Raw genomic sequence first — 21,490 nt, 5'->3', positions numbered from 1 at the left:
AGCGGTTTAGTCCTTTGACCCGGACCGGACAGCGGGCGCAAGTGAATGGCGTATGTTCATGCCCCTCGGCCTCTTCCCGAAGCTCCAATCGAGGGGCTAAAGTGCCTTTACTTGGAAGCGGGTATGCGACGGTGTGAGTTTTTGACGCCTGCGGTCGTCAAAGGGTCTGGCGCGTGACCGACGGGCGCGCACCAAGGGCGATGCGAATGGAGGAAACGATTGCTGCGAATGCTCCACCTCGCGAAATGCGCCCCTGCGTTTTTGACGTGTGGTGCCTTGTTGGTGATTCTGCCTCTGGGGATGACTACCGCTTGCGCGCAGTTGCGAGGCCATGGCGGGCCGGTGCGGGCATTGGCGATTTCGTCTGACGGACAAACCGCGATCTCAGGAAGCTTTGATTCAACCGCAATCCGCTGGTCGCTGACTCGCAACGCGGCCGAACAGGTGCTGCGGTTCCATGCCGGCGCCGTCAATGCAGTCGTGCTGCTGGGGGACGGGCGCACCGCGACCGCAGGCGCCGACGGGCGCATTGCAATCTGGAGTCCCGGCAAGGCGGAGCCCGATTCCGTCTTGGAAGGCCATACGGCGCCGATCGCCGCCCTCGCGCTGTCGCCCGACGGCACAACACTGGCTTCCGCGTCGTGGGATCATACGGTTCGGTTGTGGCCGCTCGCGGGCGGTGCGGCGCGTGTGCTCGAAGGGCAAACTCAGAACGTCAATGGCGTTGCATTCGCTCCGGACGGTCGCACGGTGGTCAGCGTGAGCTACGATCAGAGCGTGCGCATCTGGCCGTCAGCCGGCGACACGCCGACCGTTGTTGCAATGCCGAGCCCGCTCAACGCTGTGGCAATCGACAGCAATGGCGAAATCGCGACCGGCGGCGCCGATGGTAAGCTATATTTTCTGACAGGAGCCGGTGCAGCTGCGGGTGAGATCGCAGCCGGCCCGAGACCAGTGACCTCGATTGCGATCTCGCCGGACGGCGCGCTGGTAGCTGCCGCGAGCGTTGGCGGATCGGTCGCAGTGATCGATCGCAAGACGCGCACTCTGGCGCGCAAACTGGCCGGTCCCGAGCTGCCGGTCTGGTCGGTCGCGTTTATGCCGGACAGCCGCACCCTGCTCACCGGTGGCGCCGACAACATCATCCGCCGCTGGAACGTGGTGACGGGAGATCCTATCGATCCACTTCTCCTGGAGACGACGGGAGATCCGCTGGCCGCCTATGCCGGCGACCATGGTGCGGAGGTGTTTCGTGCCTGTGTGGCCTGCCATACCCTTGGCGCCGAGCAAGCCAACAGGGCGGGCCCAACCCTGTCCGGCATTTTCGGCCGACGGATCGCAACCGTGCCGGGCTATAATTTTTCCGAAGCACTCAAGCGCCTCGATATTGTCTGGACGCCGGAGACGGTTTCCAGATTGTTCGAGGTCGGACCTTCGGCCTACACCCCGGGCACCAAGATGCCCGAGCAGCGCATTGGCTCGGCACAGGACCGCGCCGCACTGGTGCAATTTCTCGAGCGCGCGACAAAGAGATAGATGCTTGATAGGATACGTGGAGATTACAGTACGATGAACGCCTGCAAATCATCGCTCTGCCGGATTTTCCGCTGTTCAGCCCCATCGCGGTCGGCGACGCCATATTCCAATGGTGAGTTGGCAGCCTTCGAGAATCATAACCGACACGAGCAGCGCAAACGCGGCGATGACTAAACACCACCCTGCCATCGCACACACCTGCGAACCGCGTCCTTGCCACGCATACGCCGTTGACTCGGGTCCTGCCCGGTAGGTGTGAAAGAGCTGTTCGAGTGTTGTCTCAGCTTCGGGAGCGCTGGTCGATTCTCGGATGAAAGATCAATGGCGGTTGGTCCGTAGAGAGGCGGCTCCAAATAACCGCCTCTCTCCCTACGTCTATAAACAGCGCTCAACGCGCACGGCGACCGCCGCACCTCAACAACCCTTACCTCACCCCAAGATGCTGTCATCCCAGCTTGAGGTGAGGGCAAGACGAAGATGGACGACGAGAGCCCAGACGCTATTGATTCACGATGGTCCCGGTCGCGTTGAAGTCCTTCTTCTTATCGTACCCGGAGTCGCGTAGATTTCGGAAATACAGGTCGCGGTCTCCGCTGCTCATACCGCCCTGCCAGCCGGCCGGAGCCGGACCCGCAAATGCGTTCGAGTACATCGGACGGGCATAGGCACCGTAAGCGCCGCCTCCATAGTAGCCTGTCCCTGCGTAGTAAGGGCCGCCTCCCCATCCCCAGGCGGGTGAGGTGGCACCGACCGCCGCAGCCGTTCCGATTGCCGCGGCGGTTCCGACCGCCGCGGCGCCGGCCATACCGGCACCGTATGCGGCCCGCCGCGTTTGCCGACGCGCAACACCCGCAGCGCTCACAGGCGTCAACGGGCGACCGACCCGCGCCTGGGCGCTCTCAACCGACAGCGTCACGCCGCGCTGTTCAGACCAGTTGAATGAAAGCAGCGCCGCACAGGCGAAGGCCGGGATCGCAATGGCAACTTTTGTCACAGTGGTCTGCGTCATATTGCTTCCTCCATTTTTTCTGCCCCATTTTTTCGACGTCTTGTGGTTGGCACGCATTGGGCGGGTCAGAGAGATTGCCCGCACAGAGTTGAAGCAATGAAGGTTCAACTGGAAAAGGTTGTACTCGACGGGATGAGCCGGCATCGGCGTAAATCTCTGCATGTTGGTACGGCAACAGCAGACTACTTGCAGGACCGCCATCATATACTTCTGCGCTTCAGAATCCGGCGAAAAAACTGACAGTGAGACTGTCATACTTCGAGCCTTGTTGAAGTTTCGAGGTACTTCTTCGGACCGCAAGCCATCTCAGAACTTTGCCGAAAGACATCCTGAAGTTTGAAGATACCCAAAGACACGTCGTCGTTCCGGATGTTTGTGTCGTCTCGCGCCAATGTGATGCAGGCGGCTAACGCACCGCGCGACACTGTTCGCGGGTGCGACGCATTGCTGCTTGAGCTGGCGCAATGTCTATTTGACAGCCTGCCGTCAAAACCATTTGATCGAGGCAGGAACCGCCGGACGAGGATTCGCGGGTCCTCATCCGGGACGTGAGCCACTTATGAAGCGATCGAAAAGGTCCGCGAAGGAGCGTATTTTCCGCCCCAAGCGGACCCGTGCACGGCTGAGCGGAGAGATGCCCTGCGCCACTGTGTTTCGTCTCGTGGGCTCCGCCTGCCTCGAAGACGTCAAGGCTCATCATCGCGGCGCCCGTAACGGCGACACCGTCGCCGTGCATCAGACGCGTGTGGCGCTGACCCGTTTTCGCGCGGCGATCGCTTTCTTTGAGCCCATGGTGCAGGATTCCGAATGGCCGCGCCTGAAGTCCGAATTGAAATGGCTTAACGGATATCTTGGCGCCACGCGCGACCTTGATGTCGCGATCGGGAACGCTCCCCGCGAACGGCTGTTCAGGACAGCCCGGGCCGAGAGCCAGCGGCAGTTGAGACGGGCGCTGACATCAGATCGCTATCGCCGCTGGTTCAAGGATATGGTCGATTGGGTCAACCATGGCCCATGGTCTCATATGAGCGAGCACCGCCTGGTGCGGCTCCGCGCATTGCGGGCCTCCGAGTACCACGCGCGCCGGCTCGCCGGCTGGCATGAAAAGCTCGTCAAGAAGAGCCGCGGCCTGCAGGGAATGAGCGGGCGCAAGCAGCACCGCGTTCGCCTGGCCAGCAAACGGCTGCGCTATGCGATCGAGTTCTCCGAAGACGTGCTGGCAAAGAAGGACTTCGCCCCATGGCGCGCGATCGTGAAGCAGCTACGCAAGGCTCAGCAGATTCTCGGCGAACTGCACGACGCCGAGGCTGCGCGGGCGCTTGTGGCAGGCCTGCAACAGCGCGTCGGGACGCGCCCTGCGGGCCGCCAGCGGAAACCGCTCGAGTTGCTGGACAAGAAGGAAAAACAGCGGCTGTTGCGGCGCGCTGCGGTCGCATACCGGAGGATTGCAGCCTAAAGTTTCGGCTCCGATTGAATCAAAACCGAAGCTCTAGATTCTAGTTTTGACGCGTTTTCTTCACGCGAACCGGTATCCACGTCGCTCGAAAACGCTCTGGACGGGATTCTGCGGTCAACCCCGTATTTGTCCGGGCAGGATTGTTGATCGAGCGCATTTTCTTGCCCTGCTCGATTCGGCTAGTTTGCATTCAAGAAACTCGCATTTCTCCTGGTTGACACCATGCCCGACGGTTCTTCGACGGCCCATCTCTATCGCCCCAAGCTCATGACCGCCCTGGGCGAGGGCTACAGCCTCGACAAACTCCGCCAGGATGCCGTTGCGGGCCTCACCGTGGCCGTGGTCGCGCTGCCGCTCTCGATGGCGATCGCGGTGGCCTCCGGCGTGACCCCGGAACGGGGGCTTTTCACCGCCATCGTCGGCGGTTTTCTGGTCTCGGCGCTCGGCGGAAGCCGATTTCAGATCGGCGGACCGGCAGGCGCCTTCATCGTGCTGGTGGCGGCGACCGTCGCTCAGCTCGGCGTCAACGGCCTGTTGCTGACCGTGCTGGTGTCCGGCGTGATGCTGACCCTGGTCGGCGCGACCGGTCTCGGCTCGCTGATCCGTTACATGCCGCATCCCGTGACCGTCGGCTTCACCTGCGGAATCGCGGTGACCATTTTTGCGAGCCAGATCACGGACCTGTTCGGCCTGACGCTTGCCGGTCCCGAGCCGGGGTCCCTGCTCGCAAAGCTGATTGTGCTTGGCCGTGCGCTTCCGACCCTGAATTGGGCCGCACTCGGCATTGGTGCCGGGACGGCGGCGATCATCTTCGCGGTGCGGCAGTGGCGGCCGACCTGGCCGGGAATGCTGATCGCCATTGCGATCGCCTCGGTCGTGGCGCTGGTGCTGCAACTGCCGGTCGAGACCATCGGCACCCGTTTCGGTGAAATCCCGCATAGCCTGCCGGCGCCGCAGGTGCCTGATATCTCCTACGACCTTCTGCTGAAGGTTTTGCCGGCGGCGTTCTCGTTCACGCTGCTCGGCGGCGTCGAGAGCCTGCTGTCGGCAAAAGTCGCCGACAGCATGACCGGCCGCAGGCACCGTTCCAACATGGAGCTGGTCGCACAAGGCATTGCCAACATCGCCTCCGCCTTGTTCGGCGGCATCAGCGTCACCGGCACCATCGCGCGCACGGCAACCAATATCCGCGCCGGCGGCCGCAGCCCGCTCTCAGGCATGCTGCATTCCGTCTATCTGCTGCTGTTCATGCTCGTGGCGGCCCCCCTGGCGCGCTACATCCCGCTCGCGGCCCTTGCCGGCGTGCTGGTCGTGGTGTGCTGGTACATGGCGGAGAAGGAGGAGTTCGTCCGCCTGGTGAAGGACTGGCGCAGCGGCGTGGTGCTGGTGCCGACCTTCGCACTGACGATATTCAAGGATCTCACCTTCGGCATCGTCGCTGGATGTATCCTCGCCGTGCTGTTCGCACGGCTCGGAAATCCGCAGAAGCCTGAGGACGCGTAGAGCGCGGCTCCGAGCTCCCCGTCATTGCGAGCGAACGAAGCAATCCACCTCTCCGCTTGTTGCGGCATGGATTGCTTCGTCGCATCGCTCCTCGCAATGACGGGCAATCAGCCCAAGCGCATGCCAAAAAGATGATCGGCGGTGGGACTTCGCATCGACCGGACGTCCGCCTATATCAAACCCTCTTGTATTATGCCCGTCATTCAAAGCCAGGGGAACATATCATGGCCAGCCCATCCATTCTCGAACCGACGGCGCCGCAGGGCAGCGTGCTGATCGCGGGCGTCGGCGCGTCCCAGGGGGTGGGCGCGGCGATCGCTCGCCGGTTCGCGGCGGGCGGGTACCCGGTCGCAATTGCAGGCCGCAATGCCGAAAAGCTCGCGGCAACCGCCGCGGAGCTTGCTGCCGCCGGCGCCAAGATCGCCCATGTCGTCGGCGATGTCTCCAAGCCCGCCGATGTCGCCCGCTTCGTGGCGGCGGCGCAAAAGCTCGCGCCACTTGCGATGGCGGTGCACAATGCCGGCTCGAACCGGTGGGCGCCCTTCCTGAAGATAAGCGAAGAGCAGTTCGAGTCACATTGGCGCGAGCATGCGCTCGGCGGTTTTCACCTGGCGCAGGCGGCAATCCCCGCGCTGCTATCGCGTGGCGGCGGCACGCTGGTGTTTACGGGAGCGAGCGGCTCGCTTCGCGGCAAGGCCCATTTCGCCCCCTTTGCCGCCGCCAAGGCCGCGCTGCGCGCGATGGCGCAGAGCATCGCGCGGGAATTCGGATCCCAGGGCATCCATGTCGGCCATGTCGTGATCGACGGCGGCATCGCGGGCGATCGGCTCATGAGCCTGCGACCGCAATTGAAGGAGGAGCGCGGGCCGGACGGCCTGCTCAACATCGCCGCGATCGCCGAGGCCTATTGGGTGCTGCACCATCAGCACCGCAGCGCCTGGACCCTTGAGCTCGACCTGCGGCCCTGGGCGGAGTCGTTTTAGCGGCGTTTGCGCGCGTAGCCCCGGGTGGAGCGCAAGCGTAACCCGGGGCCGCTCTACGATGCCGATGCAGGCGTCCCGAGTTACGCGTTCGCTCCACCCGGGCTACGCGCACAAGACCTCTACGTCATGCTTCCCGGCATGAAGCAGCGGATCGTGATTCCCGTGGTGCCCTTCATCGGCCAGACCATGGTCCGGCCAGCGCGGTTCGGCTCGGTGATCACGGCCTCATCCGGCACCATGATCCATTGTCCCTCCAGACGGACCCGGTAATGCCCATCCTTGGACTCCCAATCCGGATCGGCCACCGCGACGCCGTCGGCGTCCGAGCAGCAAGGCCCGAGTTTGCTCTTCAGGCTATCGAACCAGGGTTTGAGTGGCGAGTTGGAATAGCGCCCGTCATCGCGGGCCATCGAGGCTCCCGCTGGAACGACGAGGAGAATTGTCAGGATTGACGTCCGAACCAAATTTTTGCGAGCCATGTCCGTGCCGTGACAAGATGCCCGTCCCCAGCTTTGACAAACTGGGAACTCGGCACAAAGTTCCATTTATGGACCCGATTGGGACAGCTCTCCACAGGACAGGCGTGTCAGCGCTGGACGGCACAGCCTTCGAGGAACAAAGTCGCGCAGGCCTCAGCGCGGCGCTCGAGTTCGGCACGGTCGGGCGGTGCTTCACGGCCGAACAATACAGCACGCTGCGGCGCGAAGACGACCATGCCAAGCAGCATGCCGGCCGCCGCCTCCGGATCGATCTCCCGAAGCGCGATCAGGCCGCGCTCCTGTTGCGTCCGCAACCAGTTTGCCAGCGTGGTCACCGTTCGCCGCATCGCACTCTTGTAGAAGCTCTCCGCGATATCAGGGAATTTATCGCTGTCGGCGAGGATCAGGCGCTGCAGCGCGATCACCTCGCCATCCAGGATCAGTTCGGCGCAGGCAAGACAAGCCTCGCGTAACGCACCTTTGATGTTGCTGCCGTCGCAGGCGCGCAGCCGCACGCCCGAAATGAACCGGTCCATCCGGTCCGCGACCATCCCCTCGAACAGGGCCTGCTTGCCGGAAATGAGCCGGTAGAGCGTCTTCGTCGAAACGCCGGCGCGGCGCGCCACGTCATCCATGCTGGTCGCCGCGAAGCCGCTGGCGGCGAATTCCCGCCGCGCGGCATCAAAGATCACCATCCGCGTCTCGTCATCGGAACGCAGCGGCGGCCTGCCCCGGCTGCGACGCTCGGGTGCCGCAGCGCCTTTGTCCGCTCTGCCCTGTCTTGTCGTGACCGTCATGCCATTGAGCCATGCTTTAAGATGACGCCTGTCATTCCATTGACAGACCCAATATGGCGCCTATTTTGGAAAATATCAAGTTTCCTAATTGCCTCATGCCCGTGACCTGGAAATTATCCAGTCTTGGCAAGGGGATAGAAAGTCAGGAGGGCCGTCATGAACCAGCATTCCCCGACGCTAGAGGTCGAACGCCCGCTCTCGGCCGCCGAAGTGCAGCGGCTCGCGCCGACGCCGGAGCCGGTCGTACCCGCCCCGGTTGCCTCGGCATCGATCAAGGGCAGGCTGCGGCGGATCGCTTTCGCGGGCATCGCCGTCGCCGCGCTGTCGGGCGCCGCCTGGTACGGCTGGGACTACTGGACCGTCGGCCGCTTCCTCGTCTCCACCGATGACGCCTATGTCAAAGCCGACAACACCACGATCGCGCCGAAGGTGTCGGGCTATCTCAGCGCGGTGCTGGTCGGCGACAATGAGCGCGTGAAGGCCGGCCAGGTGCTGGCGCGGATCGACGAGCGTGATTTCAAGGTGGCGCTGAACCAGGCCAAAGCCGATGTCGAAGCCGCCCGGGCCGCCGTTGCCAGCAAGCATGCGCAGCTCGACGTCCAGCAGGCGGTGATCGAGGCCGCGAAGGCGACGCTCGACGTCGACACCGCGACGCAGACCTTCGCCGCGCAGGAGAACAAGCGCTACACCGACCTCGCCACCACCGGCTATGGCAGCGTGCAGAACGCGCAACAGGCGCAATCGCGCCACGCCAGCGCGCAAGCCGCCGTCCAGCGCGACATCGCCAACCTCGCTTCGGCGCGAAAGCAGGTCGAACTGCTGAAGGCGGAGATCACGCAGGCGGTGGCGGCGACCGCGCGCGCCGAGGCCATCGAAGAACAGGCCGAGCTGAACCTCGGCTACACCACGATCACAGCGCCGATCGACGGCGTGGTCGGCAACCGCACGCTGCGCGTCGGTCAGTTCGTGCAGGCCGGCACGCAATTGATGTCGCTGGTGCCGGCGACCGGCGCCTATGTGGTGGCGAACTTCAAGGAGACCCAGCTCACCGACGTCCGCAAGGGACAGAAGGCGGACATTTCCGTCGACATGTTCCCGGGCCAGGTCGTGCACGGCCACGTCGATTCACTCGCGCCGGCCAGCGGCCAGGAGTTCGCATTACTGCCGCCGGACAACGCCACCGGCAATTTCACCAAGGTGGTGCAGCGCATCCCCGTGAAAATCCTGCTCGACTCCACGCCCGTCGAATTGCGCCCCGGCATGTCGGTGATCCCGACGATCGATACACAGTCGCACAGCGACGCCTTGCAGCAGCCAGTCGCAACGCCGAAGCCAACGACTTCGATTGCCCAGAGGTGACGTCATGTCGGACCTCACATTATCGACCACAGCCCCCCTGCCGCGTGCGGCTGTCGACCCGAACCGGGCCAGCGCCACGGTGTGGATCTCCATACTCGCGGCGATGATCGGCGCCTTCATGGCGATCCTCAACATCCAGATCACCAACGCCTCGCTGCTCAACATCGAGGGCGGCATCGGCACCGGCGTCGACAACGGTTCCTGGATCTCGACGTCATACCTGATCGGCGAGATCGTGGTGATTCCGCTCACCGACTATCTCAGCCGCGTGTTCTCGTTCCGCAACATCATGATCGGCCACGCCACGCTGTTTGCCATCTTCTCCGTCGCCTGCGCCTTCACCCATGACCTGCCATCGATGATCGCGATGCGCGCGCTGCAAGGCTTTTTCGGCGGCGTCCTGATCCCGATGGCGTTCACGCTGGTGTTCACCAAGCTGCCCAAGGCGCAGCAGCCGATCGGCCTTGCGATGTTCTCGATCGCCGTGACCTTTGCGCCGGCAATCGGCCCGACCATCGGCGGCTATCTCACCGAGAACTACGGCTGGCAGACCATCTTCTTCGTCAACGTGGTACCGACGGCGGTCATGGTGACCATGCTCTATTTGACGCTGGAGCGGCAGCCGATGCAGCTCGGCCTCTTGCGCGAGGGCGACTGGCTCGGGATCGCGACCATGGCGATCGGCCTCTCGGCGCTGCAGACCGTGCTGGAGGAAGGCAACAAGGACGATTGGTTCGGCTCGCCCTTCATCGTGAAGCTTGCCATTGTCGCCGCGGTCAGCCTGTCGCTGTTCGTGATCATCGAACTCGTCGTGGAGAAGCCGCTGATCCGGCTGCGGCTGCTCGCCCAGCGCAGTTTCGGCTTCGGCACGATTTCGGCCGTGTTCGTCGGCTTTGCGCTGTTCGGCTCGGTCTATCTCTTGCCGGCCTATCTCGGCCAGGTGCAACTCTACAACGCCGAGCAGATCGGCCAGGTGCTGGCGTGGACCGGCCTGCCGCAGCTCATCCTGATCCCGCTGGTGCCAAAACTGATGCAGCGCTTCGATGCCCGCTATATCGCGGCCGTAGGAATGGCGCTGTTCGCGGCAAGCTGCTTTATGAACACGCAGATGTCGCTCAACTATGCCGGCGACCAGCTCTTCGTCCCCAACATCATCCGCGCTATCGGCCAGGCCTTGATGCTGGCCCCGCTCAGCGCCGTGAGCCTCGGCAGCGTCGCGCCGCAGGATGCAGCGGCCGCTTCCGGCATCTCCAACATGATGCGCAACCTCGGCGGCGCGATCGGCACCGCACTGCTTGCGACCATCGCCACCAAGCGCGAGCAGTTCCATTCCAACATCATCGGTCAGTCGGTCGACCTCGCCCGCGAGGAGGTGCGTCAGCGCCTCGCCGAGATGACGAACTACTTCATGGCCCACGGCATGGCCGATCCGGCAGCCGCAAGGCACCAGGCGATCATCGCGCTCGGCAACGCCGTGAAACGCCAGGCGCTGGTGATGGGATACAGCGATACATTCGCCGTGCTGGGCTTCGTGCTCGTGCTCGCCGCCATCGCGATTCTCTTGACCGGCAAGCCGAAGGGCGGCGGCGCCGCCGGCGGCGCGCATTGAAGATTGCCGTACTCCTCTCTCCCGCGAGCGGGAGAGGTGACCTCGCGGCCTACACCGCGATCGGCACGAAGTGGTTGATCGCGACCAGGATCATCAGCGCCACCACGCCGATGCAAAGGCTCCGGCCGATCAGTTGGTTCTCGACCGGGAGCAGTGGCTCGCCACACATGCTACGAACCCGGCAGCCTTGTCTTGCGGTCATGATCCGTCCTTTCATGTGCGGTCAGAATGCCGTTCGATTGTCGGGGCGTCGCCGCCGCTCGATCAGCGCCCGTGCTGCGCGTTCCGCGGCGCGGGCCGAGCCGAAATGGCCGCCCTCGAGACTGTCGAACGCGCGTTCGGAAGAGAAGAAGCGGAAGCCGCGCTCGTCACCCACGACGATGCCGGCGGTCTGGTTGGAAACTTCGATGACATAGGCTTTGGACATGCGTGCTCGTTCGCCGCTGCTGCGGCGCTCCCGTCTGATTCATGGTTGAGGTCGGTAACTAGGCGGGAATCAGCAACAGGCTCCGGTCGCCGCCGAGACACAGCGACGGGTCATGCGCTTGCGCATATCGCCCACCACTTTCCGGTCTCTTGCTCTCATGCGGTAACCCCGAAGCAGCACAATCTGCTGCATCGAATATCCCGGGAAAGCCCGTTTTGGTCAATGAAATGGCTATCCAAATTTTTGAAGCACGGCGCGGGGCGCCTTCTACGCCGATCATCAAAAATGGACGGAATGATCCCGCGCCGCTCGCGCGCCTATCCAGCGAACACGATATCCGCCACGACGGGGAGATGATCCGAGTAGCGCCTCGCTTCGCGATCGGTCCAGGCTTTGAGGATGTCGCCGTCACGATCGACATAGATGCGGTCGAGACGAAGAAGCGGCAAGCGGGAGGGAAAGGTCCGCAGCCGTGTCCGCACCGGACAAGATCGGACCAGCACGCGCCGCACCGATTTCACCCAGAACCAATCGTTGAAATCGCCGAGCACGATGGTCCGCGGCGCCTTGGCGAGATCGGCCAGCGCCAGCGCCTGGGCATGCCTCTCATGGATGCTCAATCCAAGATGCGTCGCAACGACCGACACGTGACCGAGGGGTGTATCGACCGTTGCGGAGATCGCGCGGCGCGGCTCGCGTTCCTGATAGGATACGTCGGTGATGATGGGAGAGCCAATGAAAGGATAGCGGCTCAGGAGGACCTGACCATAATCGCCATCCTCGGTGACGATCGAGCGCGCTTCCACGCGATGCACGCCGATGACGCCGACGAGCCGCAGGAACGGATCCTCCGTCGCACCACGCGAATCGATCTCCTGCAGCGCCACGATATCGGGCGACCATTTTCGTAAGATAGAACAGACGCCATCGAGGTCGAACCTGCTGTTCAGGTTGAACGTGCCGTGCACGTTCCACGTCATCACCCGGATCACGTCGGTCATCTGCGCCGCCCGGCAAACCATGTCACGACGAATTGCGCTGCCAGGCAGAGCGGCAGCCAAATTGCGATGATCAATCCAAGCTGCAGCGCGCCCCACCAGGAGGCGTGCCTCGCAAAGTCCGCAATCTGCGCACCAAGCGCGGCCATCGCGATGATCCCGGGCGCCATGCCGAGCGCGGTTCCGATCAGGAAATCGGTCAGCCTGAGACGGCTGGCGCCGGCCAGCACATTGATCACTGAAAATGGCGCCACCGGCACCATGCGAATCATCGCGATCGCGAGCACGCCTTTGCCGATGATGCGTTCCTGGACCCGTAGGGCGCGACGTCCGAGCATCGATTGCAGGCGCTCCTGGCCAAGAACGCGCCCGATGAAGAACAGCAATGTGGCGCTCGACAGCACGCCGATGGCAGCCGCGACAAACCCTTTGACGGGCCCAAGCGCGGCGGCGGTCGCCGCGATCAGGACGACGACAGGGAAGATTACGAGGCCGCCGACCAGAAACGCAAGAACGGCAGCCGGCGGACCTAGCGGTGATTGCGCATATTTTCCGATCAAGCCCGCCACGTAACCGACATCCGTATAGCTGCTCAGGAACGAGTAACGCCAGGCCAGCGTCAGCAGCACGAGCGACGCGATGATTCCCAGGACGACCGCCATCGTCCTTGCCGTCCACGTCCGATCCGCCGCGCGCTGCAGATCGAGCGGCTCCTTCGGATCGGCGATCGGCTGCAGGATCTCGGTGAACGGACCAAACCGGGCCTCCTCCAGATCCACGGGAAGCAGCACCTTCTCGGCGCGCGATGCGGCATGCGCGTCAAGGAATTCAAGCAGACATTCCTCATTGGCCGCGATCGCGCTTTCGCTTAACCCGCAGTGATGCGCGAGCAGCCGATGGCGGACATTGCGGATGAACCGGCGATGTCCGTCATCGGTGGCCTCGAAGCACAGGTCGCATTCGGTATCCGCCCCCATCGAGCGATTGTTGATATTGGACGAGCCGATCCGCAGGAATTCATCGTCGATCGTCATGAGCTTGCTGTGGACCATGACGGGAACAGCATCGTCACCGTCTCTTGTCAGCGGATAGAGCATGCGAATGCGCGAGGCGACCTCGGCGCGATGGAACGGACCGACAAAGTCGCCGCGACCGCTTTGCATGGTCCGCGACTCCAGCCATGATGCGTGCCGCTTCGGGGTGACGATCAGGACGCGCAGCTCCGGTACCTCGCGCATCCGCCTTGCGAGCGCCTCGGCGATCTCGGCTGAGCTGGTGAACTGGTTCTCGATGTAGATCAGCTTTTTTGCCGTGGCGATCGACGCGTAAAACAGCCGCTCGACCTCGTGCACCGGGGGCTCAAAGCGCGTTCCGAGTTCCGTTCGCGCGATGCCGAGCGGAATGTTTTCGGCTTGCGAAGCGACCGAGTCTGGCCATCGCTCTGCATGGTAGATCGCGATCGGCATCGTGCCGCAGCCCGCCGCGTTCCAGCGCCGGATTGCGAGTTCGCCAAGCGCTCTCGCCGCGGCGCCATCCACCATGCACTGCACGTCGTGGAACGGCGGATAGGCAACACCGACCGGATCCTTGCGGAAGGAATGATGTAGCGCATGTTCGGATGTGTCCCAGCGCCGGATCGTGAGGTCGAGCCCGCCGACGAAGGCGAGCGAATTGTCGATCACGACGAATTTCTGGTGCTGCGCCGAGCCGAGCGGCAGGCTGGAATCCAGGCAGATGTGGACGCGGTTGGTGGGGCTGGCCAATTTCCTGGCCGAATGGCGCTCCCGCTCACGCGCATAGAGTGCCGCGAAATCCCAGACCAGGATGTTGATGTCGAGATTGTCCTTCTGCTCGACCAGGGCCTTGAGGAACGGACCAAGCGTATCTGGCAAGCCGTCGTCGGCCACGCCCGATGGCCCGACAAGCGGAGTCTCGGAGTGGATGTCCCACCCGATGATGAAGACCTGCCTCTCGGCGAGCAGCAGCGCCTCCCGCAAGGCACCAAAATATTCCGCGGCGTCGTTCAGGACGGCGACGCGACCGGCGTCGCATTTTCTCCAGATGGTGTCGCCCGGAACGAGTACGGATGAGCTGCGGGGCAGCAATATTGTCTCGGCCGATTGCACCTTCTCCATCCGAACGTTCATCTGCTCCCACCGCTGGGTTGAAACGCCTCAGCGGAAGTCAGGTTCCTGCCCGGGTGATGACCCATTGGGGTGGCGAGCGCCGATGGTCGGGCATAATGCGGGAAACCAAGCGTTTCGCGGCCTGGCCTTGCCAGTCGCTGGCCAGTCATTATGTCGCAGTTAAGTCTACCAACGCCTGCCCGTCCGGGCCGGCCCTCCCCTTTTCTAAAGATTGGAAGCTCGCGGCGCGCTGCGCCAAGCCGTGCCAAACCGGAATATGACAATGACCACATCGCTGGAATTTGGGCTCGATACCTTTGGCGACGTCACCCGTGATGCCGCCGGCGCACCGCTGCCGCATGCGCAGGTGATCCGCAATGTCATTGACGAAGCTGTTCTTGCCGACGAGATCGGGATCGATTTCATCGGCCTTGGCGAGCACCATCGCGCTGATTTCGCGATCTCCGCGCCCGAAGTGGTGCTGGCGGCGATCGCAGCACGCACCAGGCGAATCCGGCTCGGCTCCGCCGTGACGGTGCTGAGCTCGGATGATCCGATCCGCGTGTTCCAGCGCTTTTCGACCGTCGATGCGGCCTCGAACGGCCGCGCCGAGGTGATCCTCGGCCGCGGCTCGTTCACCGAATCCTTTCCCCTGTTCGGCTTCGACCTCAACCAGTACGAGGCGCTGTTCGAGGAGAAGCTCGACCTGTTCGTCGAATTGTTGAAGCAGGAGCCGGTGACCTGGCAGGGCAAGCTGCGCGCCCCGCTGAACAACCAGCTCGTATTTCCACAGGTCGAGCACGGGCGGCTGAAAACCTGGATCGGCGTCGGCGGCAGCCCGGAGTCGGTGGTGCGCGCCGCACGCTATGACCTGCCGCTGATGCTCGCGATCATCGGCGGCGACCCCAAGCGTTTCGCGCCCTATGTCGAACTCTACCACCGCGCCTTCAAGCAGCTCGGCCGCCCGGTCAAGCCTATCGGGGTGCATTCGCCGGGCTATGTCGCCGACAGCGATGAGCAGGCGCGCGAAGAGCTGTTCGCCGACTACAAGGCCATGCGCGACCGGATCGGCAGGGAGCGCGGCTGGCCGCCAATGGGCCGCGACGAGTTCGTGCGCGAGGCCGACCACGGATCGCTCTATGTGGGCTCGCCCGAGACGGTCGCACGAAAGATCGCCGCTACCGTCAAGGCGCTCGGCATCGCGCGCTTCCAGCTCAAATACTCAGCTGGCCCATTGCCGCATGAAAAGCTCATGCGCAGCATCGAGCTCTACGGTCGCAAGGTGGTGCCGCTGGTCCGCGATATGCTGGCGTAGGGCCAGAGCATTTTCGAGCGAAGCGGACACCGGTTCGCGTGAAGAAAACGCGTCAAACAAGAATCTAACGCTTCGGTTCTGATTCCGTCAGAACCGAAGCGCTAAGACTTGGCATAAGGCTGCCGCCGCGGGCCGATCGGACGCCGTAGCCGCGACGACAACGATGGCGAGCTCGTGCCCGCGTCGGCAGGTTCGGGACGCGACGCACGCAATGAGCGGACTTGCGGTTTTGCTTCCGGCTCCCTGCGTGCTGCGCAATTGCTGAGCGCAGCCGCGACTTCCGACGTGACAAGCGGCCAATGCACGACGTCGCTGATGCCGGCGGCCACCAAAGTGTCGGCGCCGATCTCCTCGGTCGATCTCGCGGCCAACACGATCGCAAGCTGTGGCGCCGCTGCATGCAGCGCCGCCGCCGCTTCCAGCGACGCCGCCGTCGATCCGAAATAGCCGACGATCGCCGCATCGAACCGGTCGGGCTTGGCGCTGCATGCGGCGCACGCCGCCGCAGCGGTGCCGAATCCAACCGGCTCGTAGCCGATCGCCGCCAGCGTTTCCTCGTCCCGCAGCAATCGCGCCTGATCGCTGGTGACCATCATCACGGTCTCGCCTTTTCCCACCGGCAGCATCGCCGGCTTGATGTCCGAGATCGGCGCGGCCATCGCCACGCAAGGCAGCCAAACCTCGAAGCGGCTGCCCTTGCCGGGAACGCTCTGCACGTTCATCGCCCCGCCATGCTCATGTACGATCTCGCGCACCGTCGCCAGTCCCAATCCGTTTCCGGAGGAACGGGTGGTGAAGAACGGCTCGAAGATCCGCGCCAGTGTCGCATCGTCCATGCCGCGGCCGGTATCGGTGACCACGATACAGACATAGCGGCCCGGCTGAAGCGTGTCGTGACTGAGCGAACGGATTTCGGTGATTTCGCGGATGTCCATCGCTATTTCGACACGGCCGTGATCGCCGATCGCCTGCGCGGCATTGTTGCAGAGGTTGAGGATCACCTGCTGCAACTGCGCGGGCTCGCCCGACACGATAGCGGTCGCCAGCGGCTCGCGGATCGCGAGATCGACGTTGCCGGGCAGCGAAACGTTCAGCAGCGAAACCGCTTCCGTCACGAGGCTATGCGCACTGAGCGGCCTGCGCCGCGCGTCGCGGTGCCGTCCGAACAGGAGGATCTGCTCGACCAGGTCGCGCGCCCGCTCTGCCCCGCGGCGGATCGCACGGAGATTCTGCGCGAAGCGGTTGTTCTGCCCGAGCTGTTCCTCGATCACTTCGGAGTGGCCGAGGATCCCGCCGAGGATATTGTTGAAGTTATGGGCGATGCCGCTTGTGAACGTGCCGATCCGCTCCATGCGGCGCGCCTGCTGCAGGCGCTCCTCGAGGCGCCATCGTTCCCGTTCCATCGCGTGCCGCCCAACGGCGTACATGATGATATCGAGCGCCATACGCAAAAGACTGAGTTCGACGGTATCCGTCACCCGGCAGGGGCGGCCAATCGTGTCAAAACCCAGCGCAACGCTGGTGCCCTCCTGGTCGACGCCGGTCACGCAGGCCCACGCACCGAGGCCAACATCCATCAAGGCCCTTCTGTCTGCGCCGACCGGCAACGAATTGACGTTCGGGACGTGGACCACACCGTCCACGGTGGGCGCGAATCGAGCCGCAAGTGCCGGCGCGCCTTCCGGCCAGCCGGAAGGAAAGTCCCTGCCCGCCCTCGACCACCCGTACAGCCGAGGGGTAGTCCCGGACCACACAACATAGGTACGGTCGCAGCCGGTGCACAGCATCAAATCGGCAAGGGCCCGTTCGATCTCGCCATCCAGGTTCTCGGGCAGCACGTCGATGAAGCGCATCGAAATGCCCGCGATCACATGCTCAAACGTCGCGCGGCGTTCAAGCGCCCTCGCATGCGAACGCACGCGAAGACCGAGGTGCACCAGGAACGCGACAAGGACCAGCGATGTCACGTAGAGCAGCCAGCGAAACTCCCGTGCCGTGGTTCTCGACTCGTTTTGCCGCACAAGGAGCAGACTGCGGAGCTGATCCTGCTCAAGCCTCGGCTGGATCGCCCGCATCTCCTTCAGCACGCCATCGACCGCGGGCAGCAAGCTCTGGAGCAGCCGTCCATGCGCCAGCAATGGTCCGATGACGTCGCCGTCGAACGGGCGTGCCTGATTGGCGAGGCTGTCCAGCCGATCCTTGACCTCACGCACCGCACTGTCCGACGTGTCGAGGGTGAGCTGCAGCATCGCCGCCGCGGCGGCGCTGATCGAAGGCCCGAGATCGCCCGCCGTCGCGTGAAGGCTGAAGCGCTCGAAGAACGTCAGCGAATTGTGCAGGAGTGCATTGTCGCTCTTGAATCGGTCAACGAGCTCCTCCTGTCGCGCAAGCGACGCCTCAAGGCGGCCCACCGCTTCGCTCGTTTCGGCGTCGATGGCCGCCGACTGTCGCAAGCGGTCGAGCGATTTGTGCATCGCATTGATCTCACGGACCAGCGGATCGTAGTTGCGCAGGGTGCCGGCGCGCGCGGTGAAAACGTCGCGATAGAGCGAGCTGTCCAGCATTGCAAAACGCTCAAGCTCGGCGAGCGCGCGATCGAACTGCTCGGCCTCCGGATTGATCGCGCGCAGCGACAGCCAGGTCAGCAGCAGGACGAGCGCGAATACGATCGCCAGGGCCCGAAGCGGCGTCATGGCGGCGATCCCTTGACGGGTATGCCACGGTAGTTTCCGGTCAGCGTCTGCAGGAACGCGACGAGCGCGGTTACCTGGTCATCCGTCAAGCTGCGGTCGAGCTGCGCCGCCGCCATCTTGCGCACCGCCTCCTCGAGCGTGGCCGCACTGCCGTCATGAAAATAGGGCGCCGTCGTCGCCACATTGCGCAGGCTCGGCACGCGGACGACATCAGGCTTCGCGTGGACCAGCGGACGGAATATCCCCTGGCGCTGGAACAGATTGCCACCGATATTCACTCCCTGGTGGCAGGAAATGCAGCCAAACGACTTGAATATTTCGTAACCGCCAAGCTCCGCGGCTGACAATGCGGACGTATCTCCGGCGAGCCACCGATCAAAGCGGCTTCCCGGCGTAATCAGCGATTTCTCAAAGGTCGCCAATGCGTCGAGGACGCACGCGCGGTCCGGCGCGCGGCCGTAGGCGGCGCGAAATTGCCGCACCATTTCGGGATCGGCATTCAGCCTGGCGACGATGTCCTCCATGCTGGTCGCCATATTGGCCGGATTCTCCAGGGACGATTTGGCCTGCGATTCGAGCGTGCGGTAATTGCCTTCCCAGTTCAGGCGGAAGCTGAGCGCCGCGTTGAAGATCGTCAATGTATCAAATGGAGCATCTGAACCGTCATGTCTCACCATCGCGGAATCGCGGCTGGCGCCATTGGTAGTGATGTCATGACAAGAGGAGCACGCCAGCTTCCCATCATTCGACAGGCGGGTGTCCGCAAACAACCGCTCTCCGAGCGCAAGCTTGAGCGGATCGGTCGCGGTAGGCTCTGGAATGGGCGTGATCGGCTCCTGATCGGCGATGGGAATTGGGCGCGAAGCGGGAGCGGTCGGGATGGTTTGCGTGGCTGCACCGGTGGCGATCAAGAGGAGCGCTGCGCAAGCCCATGGCGGCCAGCGGCGCGCACGCAGCATTTCCGGGAGAGCGGAGGCCTGCGCAACCGCAAGATTCGTTCGGCTTCGCCGATATCCGACCAGCGACCATAACCGCATCATTGCCGACGATTCCCGCGGCTTTCCAGGTATGCGATGTTGCTATTCTCGGCATCGCCGCGGCTTTCGAGGCTTCGCAATTCGATGATGGCAGGCGGATGGTGGCCGCGCAGCTCGTCGGGGTCCAGCGCGTAAGGATACATGCCTTGCGCGTAAGCGGCGCACCCCTCCAACACCTGGGCGACCGTCCAGGACATCAGCGAGAGAATGACGCTGTGGAATGCAACGTCGCTGCAGACGGCGAACGTCCCGACGGCTTTCAGCATCAGCCTTGAGGGCCACCACAAGGCACCATTCACGGACGGCCGCTCGCTGGCGGGACTTGCGTGCGTCGTCACCGCGCGCATCGGGTACCGGCGCACGACGCTCGTGCGACGGTCGGTCCGCCATCGGCTGGCGGGCAGCTTCTTCCTGTCCAACTTCATTGACATCTCCCGAGGATTGTTCACCCTCGAGAGATTGCCGTTTGCATGTTGCGACAGCATTCCAGCCCCGGAATTAAGGGCTACCATTGTAATGGAACCCGCTGCGCCCGCGGCCCCGACTGCGAGATGCGTCGAAGCAGAACTTGCGACCATCCGCCGCACGGCGCGATTGGCCATCGTCAGAGCCGCTCGACCGAAAGCGCGAACACATAGCCGACGCCGCGTTCGGTCAGGATGACCTTCGGCGTGCTCGGATCGCCTTCCAGCTTTCGGCGCAGACGCAAGACCTGCACGTCGATACTGCGGTCGAAGACATCCTCGTGCACGCGGGTGGCCTGCAAAAGCTGCTCGCGCGAGAGCGGTCGTTGCGGCGCGTCGAGGAAGGCAACCAGCAGCGCGTATTCGCCCTTCGTCAGCGCGACCTGCGTGCCGCTCGGATCGGAAAGACGCCGGCTGCGCCGATCGAGTTGCCAGCCGCCGAATCGATAACGGCCTTTCTCCGGATCGCGCGGCGCGGTCTGTCCGGTCTCGCGCCGGCGCAGCACCGCGCGGATCCGTGCCAGCAGCTCCCTCAGGCCAAATGGCTTCGTGATGTAATCGTCGGCGCCGAGCTCCAAACCGACCACGCGATCGATCTCGTCGCGGCGATGGCCGGTCGTGATGATCACGGGCACGTCGGAGTGTGAACGGATTTCGCGCAATAGATCGAGACCGTCTTCCTGGCCAAGCCGCAGGTCGAGGATGACGAGATTAGGTTCGCGCGTAACCAAGAGGCCCGTGACCTCGTCCCGCCCCGACGCGGACAGCGCACGAATGTCGTGCTCCTCGAGATAGTTCATCACGAGGTGCCGCATGGTGCGATCGTCCTCGACCACGAGGCAGGTCGGCTGGCCGCGCTCCGCACTCGGGTTCTGATCGGACCGCACGTTCGGATCGGATCCGTTTCCACCGGCTCCGTTTGCTTCACTACGTTCGGGCCGACCATTACGGTTAGCCGCGGCAATTGCGGCATTCAAATTCATTTGCGTCTCTCCCGACGCCCCCTGGCGGCGGGGTATAGAGCACAGCATTCCGCGCTACAGCACACATTTCAGCGAGCGCATCCGGCATCAATTATCGTTGAACCCGTCGGTATCGACGCCGGTCCTTCACAATGCTGTGGCCGCGCTGAACCAGAGCATGATTCGCGCGAGTGAGTGGGCACTCAACGAAACGACGCTCTTCGGCTGTTCTATCTTACATTCTTAGAATCGTTCAAATCAGCCGACCCTTGATTGGGCTTCCCTTCGCTGCCGTTGAGCGAAGCTCTGCTGTTCTGAGGCTCAGCTTTCTGCTCGTCCGATAGCTCGAACGGCGTCCGAGTGGCTGCGGCGTTCGCCAACGTGCGCTTTTGCAAAAATGCCTCTGCACAAAAATCATCGCTCCGATTTTCGAATGACCGTATTGACTGGATTGCTATCGACGGCTGCGGCGCTAGCGTCCGTCAGCTCTTCGTGAAGACCTCGCCGATTGCTTATTCGTTACTTCTCACGGTCCATACCAATGTATGACACCATCGTGAGACAAAGCGGTCCATATTGTTAGCCATCCGATAGTCGACGCCAGTCGAGCTTGAGATTTCAGGAGGCCAGATATGTCGTGCCATCCCGCCCAGCTTCTTAGAGAACGATCCGTATCGATATCCGCTGCCGAACTTTTGGATAACCGTTCTGCAGTCCAGCAATCGCCAGAGCACGCA

Annotated in this window: 16 protein-coding genes and 2 pseudogenes; 7 read left to right on the top strand and 11 right to left on the bottom strand. The window is 63.3% G+C overall.

What is annotated here, in order from left to right; genetic code table 11:
* Positions 1–300: 300 nt before the first annotated feature.
* Positions 301–1,536 carry a c-type cytochrome gene (locus AC5ZG1_RS25785; RefSeq protein WP_496134429.1) on the top strand — a complete coding sequence of 412 codons (1,236 nt, stop codon included), beginning with the start codon at positions 301–303 and terminating at the stop codon, positions 1,534–1,536.
* A gap of 819 nt (positions 1,537–2,355) precedes the next feature.
* On the opposite strand, the pseudogene AC5ZG1_RS25780 reads toward AC5ZG1_RS25785, so the two are convergent.
* Positions 2,356–2,545: pseudogene (locus AC5ZG1_RS25780) on the bottom strand (hypothetical protein); the annotation flags it as partial.
* Positions 2,546–3,179: 634 nt separating this feature from the next.
* On the opposite strand from AC5ZG1_RS25780, the gene AC5ZG1_RS25775 reads away from it, so the two are divergent.
* The 3 genes and pseudogenes from AC5ZG1_RS25775 (at position 3,180) to AC5ZG1_RS25765 (ending at position 6,487) form a co-directional block, all read left to right on the top strand.
* Positions 3,180–4,001 carry a CHAD domain-containing protein gene (locus tag AC5ZG1_RS25775; protein WP_496134428.1) on the top strand — a complete coding sequence of 274 codons (822 nt, stop codon included), beginning with the start codon at positions 3,180–3,182 and terminating at the stop codon, positions 3,999–4,001.
* 222 nt (positions 4,002–4,223) lie between these two features.
* Positions 4,224–5,465 (top strand): annotated as a pseudogene (locus tag AC5ZG1_RS25770) (SulP family inorganic anion transporter); the annotation flags it as partial.
* A 263-nt stretch (positions 5,466–5,728) separates the two neighbouring features.
* On the top strand, positions 5,729–6,487 hold the full coding sequence (locus AC5ZG1_RS25765; protein WP_496134427.1) for an SDR family NAD(P)-dependent oxidoreductase: 759 nt from the start codon (positions 5,729–5,731) through the stop codon (positions 6,485–6,487).
* A 119-nt stretch (positions 6,488–6,606) separates the two neighbouring features.
* Here AC5ZG1_RS25765 and AC5ZG1_RS25760 read toward each other — a convergent pair whose 3' ends face one another.
* Both AC5ZG1_RS25760 and AC5ZG1_RS25755 read right to left on the bottom strand, forming a co-directional pair.
* Entirely contained in the window at positions 6,607–6,966 is a 360-nt protein-coding gene (locus tag AC5ZG1_RS25760; RefSeq protein WP_028165689.1) for a hypothetical protein, read from the bottom strand.
* Positions 6,967–7,073: 107 nt separating this feature from the next.
* Positions 7,074–7,661 carry a TetR/AcrR family transcriptional regulator gene (locus AC5ZG1_RS25755; protein WP_496134426.1) on the bottom strand — a complete coding sequence of 196 codons (588 nt, stop codon included), beginning with the start codon at positions 7,659–7,661 and terminating at the stop codon, positions 7,074–7,076.
* A 258-nt stretch (positions 7,662–7,919) separates the two neighbouring features.
* On the opposite strand from AC5ZG1_RS25755, the gene AC5ZG1_RS25750 reads away from it, so the two are divergent.
* Together AC5ZG1_RS25750 and AC5ZG1_RS25745 are read left to right on the top strand one after the other, a co-directional pair.
* On the top strand, positions 7,920–9,122 hold the full coding sequence (locus AC5ZG1_RS25750) for an HlyD family secretion protein (protein WP_496134425.1): 1,203 nt from the start codon (positions 7,920–7,922) through the stop codon (positions 9,120–9,122).
* A 4-nt stretch (positions 9,123–9,126) separates the two neighbouring features.
* Positions 9,127–10,731 (top strand): DHA2 family efflux MFS transporter permease subunit, encoded by a 1,605-nt coding sequence (locus AC5ZG1_RS25745; RefSeq protein WP_496134424.1) that lies wholly within the window; start codon positions 9,127–9,129, stop codon positions 10,729–10,731.
* 49 nt (positions 10,732–10,780) lie between these two features.
* Here the strand turns inward: AC5ZG1_RS25745 and AC5ZG1_RS25740 are convergent, their stop codons facing one another.
* From AC5ZG1_RS25740 to AC5ZG1_RS25725, 4 genes are all read right to left on the bottom strand, one after another.
* Complete coding sequence (locus AC5ZG1_RS25740; protein ID WP_496134423.1) at positions 10,781–10,933, bottom strand: hypothetical protein; 153 nt, start codon at positions 10,931–10,933, stop codon at positions 10,781–10,783.
* Between the two features lie 21 nt (positions 10,934–10,954).
* Positions 10,955–11,158: a hypothetical protein gene (locus tag AC5ZG1_RS25735; RefSeq protein WP_130225046.1), complete on the bottom strand. Its 204-nt coding sequence runs from the start codon at positions 11,156–11,158 to the stop codon at positions 10,955–10,957.
* A gap of 317 nt (positions 11,159–11,475) precedes the next feature.
* Positions 11,476–12,159, bottom strand: a complete 684-nt coding sequence (locus AC5ZG1_RS25730) for an endonuclease/exonuclease/phosphatase family protein (protein ID WP_028165693.1) — start codon at positions 12,157–12,159, stop codon at positions 11,476–11,478.
* Positions 12,156–14,303 carry a VTT domain-containing protein gene (locus tag AC5ZG1_RS25725; RefSeq protein WP_496134422.1) on the bottom strand — a complete coding sequence of 716 codons (2,148 nt, stop codon included), beginning with the start codon at positions 14,301–14,303 and terminating at the stop codon, positions 12,156–12,158. The genes AC5ZG1_RS25730 and AC5ZG1_RS25725 overlap by 4 nt, the downstream gene beginning before the upstream one ends.
* 262 nt (positions 14,304–14,565) lie before the next feature.
* Between AC5ZG1_RS25725 and AC5ZG1_RS25720 the strand changes: the two genes are divergently transcribed.
* The gene (locus AC5ZG1_RS25720; protein WP_496134421.1) at positions 14,566–15,597 is read left to right on the top strand and encodes an LLM class flavin-dependent oxidoreductase; all 1,032 of its coding nucleotides are present in this window, start codon (positions 14,566–14,568) and stop codon (positions 15,595–15,597) included.
* A 101-nt stretch (positions 15,598–15,698) separates the two neighbouring features.
* On the opposite strand, the gene AC5ZG1_RS25715 is transcribed toward AC5ZG1_RS25720, so the two are convergent.
* The 4 genes from AC5ZG1_RS25715 to AC5ZG1_RS25700 form a co-directional block, all read right to left on the bottom strand.
* Complete coding sequence (locus AC5ZG1_RS25715) at positions 15,699–18,290, bottom strand: two-component system VirA-like sensor kinase (RefSeq protein WP_496134420.1); 2,592 nt, start codon at positions 18,288–18,290, stop codon at positions 15,699–15,701.
* Entirely contained in the window at positions 18,287–19,330 is a 1,044-nt protein-coding gene (locus tag AC5ZG1_RS25710; protein ID WP_496134419.1) for a cytochrome-c peroxidase, read from the bottom strand. Before AC5ZG1_RS25710 ends, AC5ZG1_RS25715 begins: the two co-directional genes overlap by 4 nt.
* Positions 19,327–19,752 carry a hypothetical protein gene (locus AC5ZG1_RS25705; RefSeq protein ID WP_496134418.1) on the bottom strand — a complete coding sequence of 142 codons (426 nt, stop codon included), beginning with the start codon at positions 19,750–19,752 and terminating at the stop codon, positions 19,327–19,329. Before AC5ZG1_RS25705 ends, AC5ZG1_RS25710 begins: the two co-directional genes overlap by 4 nt.
* Before the next feature lie 179 nt (positions 19,753–19,931).
* On the bottom strand, positions 19,932–20,678 hold the full coding sequence (locus AC5ZG1_RS25700; RefSeq protein ID WP_282531312.1) for a response regulator: 747 nt from the start codon (positions 20,676–20,678) through the stop codon (positions 19,932–19,934).
* Between the last annotated feature and the right edge of the window lie 812 nt (positions 20,679–21,490).

It is taken from the genome of Bradyrhizobium sp. Leo78 (assembly GCF_059512425.1).
This window is presented reverse-complemented; position numbering and strand designations above follow the sequence as displayed.

Coding starts and splice junctions, on each gene's coding strand:
- AC5ZG1_RS25785 (WP_496134429.1), top strand. CDS start 301: ATGACTACCGCTTGCGCGCAGTTGCGAGGCCATGGCGGGCCGGTGCGG.
- AC5ZG1_RS25775 (WP_496134428.1), top strand. CDS start 3,180: ATGCCCTGCGCCACTGTGTTTCGTCTCGTGGGCTCCGCCTGCCTCGAA.
- AC5ZG1_RS25765 (WP_496134427.1), top strand. CDS start 5,729: ATGGCCAGCCCATCCATTCTCGAACCGACGGCGCCGCAGGGCAGCGTG.
- AC5ZG1_RS25760 (WP_028165689.1), bottom strand. CDS start 6,966: ATGGCTCGCAAAAATTTGGTTCGGACGTCAATCCTGACAATTCTCCTC.
- AC5ZG1_RS25755 (WP_496134426.1), bottom strand. CDS start 7,661: ATGGTGATCTTTGATGCCGCGCGGCGGGAATTCGCCGCCAGCGGCTTC.
- AC5ZG1_RS25750 (WP_496134425.1), top strand. CDS start 7,920: ATGAACCAGCATTCCCCGACGCTAGAGGTCGAACGCCCGCTCTCGGCC.
- AC5ZG1_RS25745 (WP_496134424.1), top strand. CDS start 9,127: ATGTCGGACCTCACATTATCGACCACAGCCCCCCTGCCGCGTGCGGCT.
- AC5ZG1_RS25740 (WP_496134423.1), bottom strand. CDS start 10,933: ATGACCGCAAGACAAGGCTGCCGGGTTCGTAGCATGTGTGGCGAGCCA.
- AC5ZG1_RS25735 (WP_130225046.1), bottom strand. CDS start 11,158: ATGTCCAAAGCCTATGTCATCGAAGTTTCCAACCAGACCGCCGGCATC.
- AC5ZG1_RS25730 (WP_028165693.1), bottom strand. CDS start 12,159: ATGACCGACGTGATCCGGGTGATGACGTGGAACGTGCACGGCACGTTC.
- AC5ZG1_RS25725 (WP_496134422.1), bottom strand. CDS start 14,303: ATGAACGTTCGGATGGAGAAGGTGCAATCGGCCGAGACAATATTGCTG.
- AC5ZG1_RS25720 (WP_496134421.1), top strand. CDS start 14,566: ATGACCACATCGCTGGAATTTGGGCTCGATACCTTTGGCGACGTCACC.
- AC5ZG1_RS25715 (WP_496134420.1), bottom strand. CDS start 18,290: ATGACGCCGCTTCGGGCCCTGGCGATCGTATTCGCGCTCGTCCTGCTG.
- AC5ZG1_RS25710 (WP_496134419.1), bottom strand. CDS start 19,330: ATGATGCGGTTATGGTCGCTGGTCGGATATCGGCGAAGCCGAACGAAT.
- AC5ZG1_RS25705 (WP_496134418.1), bottom strand. CDS start 19,752: ATGAAGTTGGACAGGAAGAAGCTGCCCGCCAGCCGATGGCGGACCGAC.